Source organism: Mesorhizobium sp. M4B.F.Ca.ET.089.01.1.1, from assembly GCF_004022605.1.
Lineage (GTDB): Bacteria > Pseudomonadota > Alphaproteobacteria > Rhizobiales > Rhizobiaceae > Mesorhizobium > Mesorhizobium abyssinicae.
On sequence record NZ_RZOS01000539.1, the window covers coordinates 1 to 3,447 of the forward strand.

The 3,447-nt window shown below is 64.6% G+C and carries 3 protein-coding genes, 2 tRNA genes and 1 pseudogene; all 6 read right to left on the reverse strand.

Annotated elements, in window-relative coordinates; translation table 11 throughout:
- Nucleotides 1–929 (reverse strand): beta-ketoacyl-ACP synthase (locus EN780_RS30165; protein WP_128276115.1); only part of this gene is annotated, 929 nt, incomplete at its 3' end.
- 54 nt (nucleotides 930–983) lie between these two features.
- On the reverse strand, nucleotides 984–1,265 hold the full coding sequence (locus EN780_RS30170) for an acyl carrier protein (protein ID WP_126054139.1): 282 nt from the start codon (nucleotides 1,263–1,265) through the stop codon (nucleotides 984–986).
- Nucleotides 1,266–1,442: 177 nt separating this feature from the next.
- Nucleotides 1,443–2,585 carry a slipin family protein gene (locus EN780_RS30175; protein WP_189556857.1) on the reverse strand — a complete coding sequence of 381 codons (1,143 nt, stop codon included), beginning with the start codon at nucleotides 2,583–2,585 and terminating at the stop codon, nucleotides 1,443–1,445.
- A gap of 353 nt (nucleotides 2,586–2,938) precedes the next feature.
- Nucleotides 2,939–3,014, reverse strand: a tRNA-Arg gene (locus EN780_RS30180).
- 2 nt (nucleotides 3,015–3,016) lie between these two features.
- Nucleotides 3,017–3,090: transfer RNA gene (locus EN780_RS30185), tRNA-OTHER, on the reverse strand.
- Between the two features lie 229 nt (nucleotides 3,091–3,319).
- A pseudogene (locus EN780_RS40920) lies at nucleotides 3,320–3,447 on the reverse strand (histidine phosphatase family protein); the annotation flags it as partial.

Genomic DNA, 3,447 nt, shown 5'->3' on the forward strand with positions numbered 1-3,447 from the left:
GTGTGGGCGCCGGAGGCGCCGGAGATCGCCAGCAATTCGCCATTCGGCAGCGCCGTCTGATCGAGCAAGGTCGCGATCTCGGCATCGAGCCCGCCGTTCCGCCGCCTGGCGCGGCCGGACACGATGGGGCCGAGCTCGGCGTAGATCTTGCGCCCGCGGCTCGTCGCGTGCTCGCGCTGCTCCAGCACCAGGAAAGCGCCGCCAGATCCGGTCACCACGCCGCCGCCTTCGCCGCCCTGCCTTTGCCAGACAGGCTTCCAGGCGCCACGATGGAGGTAGCCGGCCAATTCGTAGCCGAGCAGCATGTCGGAATGTTCGGTCTGGAAGGCGCCGCCGACCAGCACATGCGTCGACTGTCCCGAGCGGATGCGCGCGGCAGCCGTCTCGACGGCGGCGACGCCAGCGCCTTCCTCACCCATGAAGGTGCGGGACGACCCGGTGACCTTGTGGACGATCGAGATGTTGCCAGCGAGCAGATTGGAGAGCTGGGCGAGGAACAGCGTCGGGCGCAGTTCAGTGGTCAGCTTCTCGTTGAGTAGCACGTCGCGGTCGTTGCGGCTTTCGGATGCGGCGAGGATGGCGGCATCGACCGCCTCGTCGCGCTCGCCGCCGCCGGCCGCCACCACCATGTCCATCGTCGCGCAGAGCTCGTCATTGCCCTTGATGCCGGCATCGTCCAGCGCCAGACCCGCGGCATAGGTACCGAGCCGCTGCCACGTCTCCATCTGCCGCTGGTCGCCGCGCTTGGCGATCTGCAGGTTCCAGTCGATCTCCGGCAGCGGATGGATGGTATAGGGCGCAAAGCGCGCGGCATCGAGCACCGGCTCGAGGCCGGGCTGGGCGAGCTTCTGCCAGTGCGCATCCGGACCCTCTCCCAGCGAGGAGACAAGGCCGATACCGGTGATGACGACGTCGTGGGGGCTGCTCATGGGCGGCTTTGTGGGTCACGTGGCCGGGCGCGTCAAGTTCGCGCCCGAACCGCCTCAGGCGTTTTTGGCCGCGACCAGCGCGTCGATCTTGGCGCACAGGTTCTTCATGACGAAATAGTCGTCGGTCGAGGCCTTGCCGTCGTTGACCTCCTGCGTCCACTTCTCCAGCGGCACCTTGATGCCGAATTCCTTGTCGATGGCAAAGACGATGTCGAGGAAATCGAGGCTGTCGATGCCGAGATCGTCGATGGTGTGGCTTTCGGGCGTGATCGTTTCGATATCGATCTCGCTGGTGTCGGCAATGATCTTGGCGACTTTGTCGAACGTGGTGGACAAGGGCTCTTCCTTCGGTTGCGGGCGGAATCTGTCCGCATCTTGTTTGGGCGCTGTCTAATCGGTTTTTCCGGGCAGGAAAAGGGCTGATAAGCCCGCTCCAGATGGGATGCTGGCTTTGGAAACGCAAGAAGGGCCGCCGGACTACCGGCGGCCCTTCCCATTTGACGTCACGTCAGCTCAGTTTTCACGGAGCTTGACCAGGTCGTTCAGCAGTCCGCCCGTCCCGTTGTGGACGGTCAGCCGCTCGACCTTGCCGGCGATGGCTTCCAGAGCCTCGAGCTCCTTCAGCCGCAGCATCACCGGGTTCTCGGCCATCACCTTGGCCGTGTTGAGGAGCGAACGCGTCGCGTTCGTTTCCTCGCGCCGGCGGATGACGTTGGCCTCGGCCTGCTTCTCGGCCGAAACCACCTGGTTGAGGATCTCGCGCATCTCGCCCGGCAGGATCACATCCTTGAGCGCGATGTCGCTGACCTCGACCCCGATCTCGGCCATGTCGGCGCGGACCTTGGCCGCCGCCTCCTCGTCGACCGTCACCTTCTTTTCAAGGATCTGGTCGAGCGTGAGCGCGCCAAGCGTCTTGCGGAACGCGTACTGCAGGGCGCGGTAGAGGGCTTCAGAGAAGTCCTTCACCGCGCTCACCGCCTTGACCGGATCGACGACCCGGTATTCGGCGGCGATGTTGACGCGGATCGTCACGCGATCCTTGGTCAGCACTTCCTGCCCGGCGACGTCGAGCGACTGGCGCTTGAGGTCGACGACCTTCATCTGCACCATGCGCCCGACGTTCCAGAAGGCGTGCACGCCCGCGGCAAGCGTCCGCGCCAGCGCCCCGTCGACAAACAGCAGTCCGGCCTGACCGTCGACCACCGGGTGAACGGACATCAGTTCCGTCTTGCGGGCCTGGCCGAGCCGGCGCATGAGAGCCGGATCGATCGCCAGATCGGCCGAGGTGTCGACCAGCGTCACCTTCCACGGTCCGGCATCCGTCCACAGCACGAGCTTGCGATCCGGCGCCAGGACGGCATGGAGGTTGCCGTCACGCTCGATGACGGCGACATCCGTACGCCCGGTGCGAACGACGGTGAAATGACGCGCCGCCACCTCCGGCAGCTTGTCGAACAACGCCTTCTCGTAGGCCGAAACGAATTCCGGGTTCTTCAGGTCGTGCCGGGACACTTCAAGGCGTCCGCGCCGGTTGGCAAGCCAATGCTCGCCCGGCATCAGGACAGCCTTGATCTCCCCCTTGTAGAGGGTGACGGCCCGTTCGTTTTCCTTAACAAGGACGCGCTCGCGCCCCAGAACCTTATCGAGAATGGTCATTGTCTTCACTCCTGTCGGGCATGGCCCCATGCGAGGCGTCAACTCATGCGTCGATCATCCTTTTCGTTTCTCGTTTCCCTTTTCCCGGCACGAATGATCCGGAGACCGGTGGCATCGCCAAGCAGCGGGCTTTCGGGAGCGGATCGCGAGGCAGCGAAGCGGGCGCCGGAGGCCTTGGCCTCCCTTGCCGGCGACACTGCGCCTTGATCGTCACCGCGGGCCTGGCCGCGAGCCGATGGCGTCGGATCTGCCGATACGGTCTTGGCCCGAAGGCTTCGGCCGTCCGTCAGCTCTTTCGCATTCCGGTCCCCGGACCGATTTTCCGAATAACACCGTGACAGGGTGGCTTGGCTTGGAAGGCCAATGGAGAAGGATTCGAACCTTCGACCGTCAGATTCGTGATCTGATGCTCTACCCAACTGAGCTATCCGTGGTGCAGACAGCAGGATTCGAACCTGCGACCTCCGGATCCAAATCCGGCGCTCTCCCCCTGAGCTACATCCGCGATCCCAATCTCCGAAACGGCGCCGTACACAGGGCGGCAGTGCCGCCTGCGCGGGCGGAGACGAAAGCTCCAACCGTTGTGCTCGCTTCGGTTTTCGTGACCGGGAGCGCGCCTATAGACCCTGCGACGGGTTGTCGCAAGCGGCATTGTCGCTGCGGCTTTGCGGCTTCTTTCGGCAGTGGCATTTCGGCAACAGTTGCAACCATCGCCTATATCAGGCTCGCGCCCGTCAGAAAGTGACGCGGCCAAGCACCCTTAGGCCGTCGCCCTGCGGCTCGACCACCACCGCTTCGCCTTCGCGCGGCGCGACGCCGGTCAGCGCCATGATGTTCTCCAGATGGGTGACCAGCACCAGAT

Excerpts from the sequence above, each read along its gene's own strand:
- EN780_RS30175 (WP_189556857.1), bottom strand. The coding sequence starts at position 2,585 with ATGACCATTCTCGATAAGGTTCTGGGGCGCGAGCGCGTCCTTGTTAAG.